Source organism: Micromonospora sp. D75 (genome assembly GCF_018070405.1).
Taxonomy (GTDB): domain Bacteria; phylum Actinomycetota; class Actinomycetes; order Mycobacteriales; family Micromonosporaceae; genus Micromonospora; species Micromonospora chalcea.
This window is the reverse complement of record NZ_JAGPXV010000971.1, coordinates 1-1,400: the sequence shown is the minus strand read 5'-3', so window position 1 is coordinate 1,400 and position 1,400 is coordinate 1. Positions and strand designations below refer to the sequence as shown.

The 1,400-nt window shown below is 73.2% G+C and carries 2 protein-coding genes; one reads left to right on the top strand and one right to left on the bottom strand.

Annotation, left to right across the window (positions count from 1 at the left end):
• Positions 1-185 precede the first annotated feature (185 nt).
• Positions 186-656 (bottom strand): hemerythrin domain-containing protein, encoded by a 471-nt coding sequence (locus tag KBX39_RS31210; RefSeq protein WP_210874000.1) that lies wholly within the window; start codon positions 654-656, stop codon positions 186-188.
• A 235-nt stretch (positions 657-891) separates the two neighbouring features.
• On the opposite strand from KBX39_RS31210, the gene KBX39_RS31205 reads away from it, so the two are divergent.
• A partial coding sequence (locus tag KBX39_RS31205) for a serine hydrolase (RefSeq protein ID WP_210873998.1) occupies positions 892-1,400 on the top strand: 509 nt, incomplete at its 3' end.

The following is a 1,400-nucleotide window of genomic DNA, read 5'->3' as shown; positions in this document are numbered from 1 at the left end:
TCATCGACAACGCGATCCTCGGGCCGCTGCGCAGCAAGCGCGTCGCGGCGCTCGACCGCATCGAGATCGCGTTCAACCGGGTCGGCGCGCAGCGCCCGAACCTGGACGCGCTGGCCACCTGCGGCCTGAACTGAACGCCCGGTCGCGGCCCGGCGGCGCGCATCCCGCCGGGCCGCGACCCGGGGTCACAGCGGTCCGAGGACGTCGGCCGGGTCGGCGTCCAGCGCCAGCGTCTCCCGCACCGAAAGAAGCTGCCGCTCCTCGTACCGGAAGTGCGACTCCATGATCGCCGCAACGCCCTCCAGGTGCCGGGCCAGCTCGTCGGGCGGGGCGTCGCGGGCCACCGCCGCACCCAGCCCGGCCAGCAGGTAACCGATCATCGAGTGGTCCTGTCGCAGCCGGTCCAGCGTCTCGCGCAGCTCCGGATGGCGCGTCGCGACCGCCGGGAAGAGACTGCGGTCCTCGCCCTCGTGATGCGCGGTCAGCGCCGCGCAGAACCCGTGGCAGAACAGCAGCAGGTCCCGTGTCGCGGGCCGTGCCGGCTCACCGGCGGCGAGCGCCCGCCGGGTCACCTCAAGCGCCTCGCGCAGCCGCTCGTGGACGGCGCGCATCTCCCGGCTCCAGGCCACCAGCCTGGTCTGTTCGCCCTCAGCCACGTGGCGAGGGCGAAGGGACGACGAGTGTCATCGTCGTGCTCCCTTCGATCCGGCGCCTCCATGCCTGACACGGTCTGCCACCGGCACGCGACGCTGCGCGGAGCCTAACCGGCGACGCCGGGAGCGATCAAGTAGTGCCAGCGCTACCCCGGCCCGGTAGCTGGTGGGATGGAACGCGGGACCGGTTCTGGCGAGGCTTGAGGCCGTACCCGTTCACCTCCGTCGAGGAGTTCCCATGACCCGCCGTACCTTCCCGATCGCCGTCGGCGCCACGGCCCTGCTGACCGTCACCGCGCTCGGTGTGCCCGCCGCGTCCGCCGCGACCACCGCCGCACGGCGTCCCGCCGCCGACGCCGTCCAGACGCGACTGGACGGCCTGGTCGCCGAGCACGGATTCCCCGGAGTGCTGGCCTCCGTACGCCGCGACGGCCGGGTGCGCGACTACACCGCGGGGGTCGGCGACCTGCGCACCGGCGCCGCGATCCCCCGCGACGCCCGGGTGCGCGTGGGCAGCAACACCAAGACGTTCACCGCGGTGGTCGTCCTCCAGCTCGTCGGCGAGGGCCTTGTCGACCTCGACGCCACCGTCGAGCGCTACCTGCCCGGGATGGTGCGCGCCAACGGCAACGACGGGCGGCGGATCACCGTACGGCAGCTGCTGCAGCAGACCAGCGGGCTGCCCGACTACGACGAGGTCGTGTTCAGCGAGGCGCAGGATCTGGTGGACCGCCGCAGCGACTACTT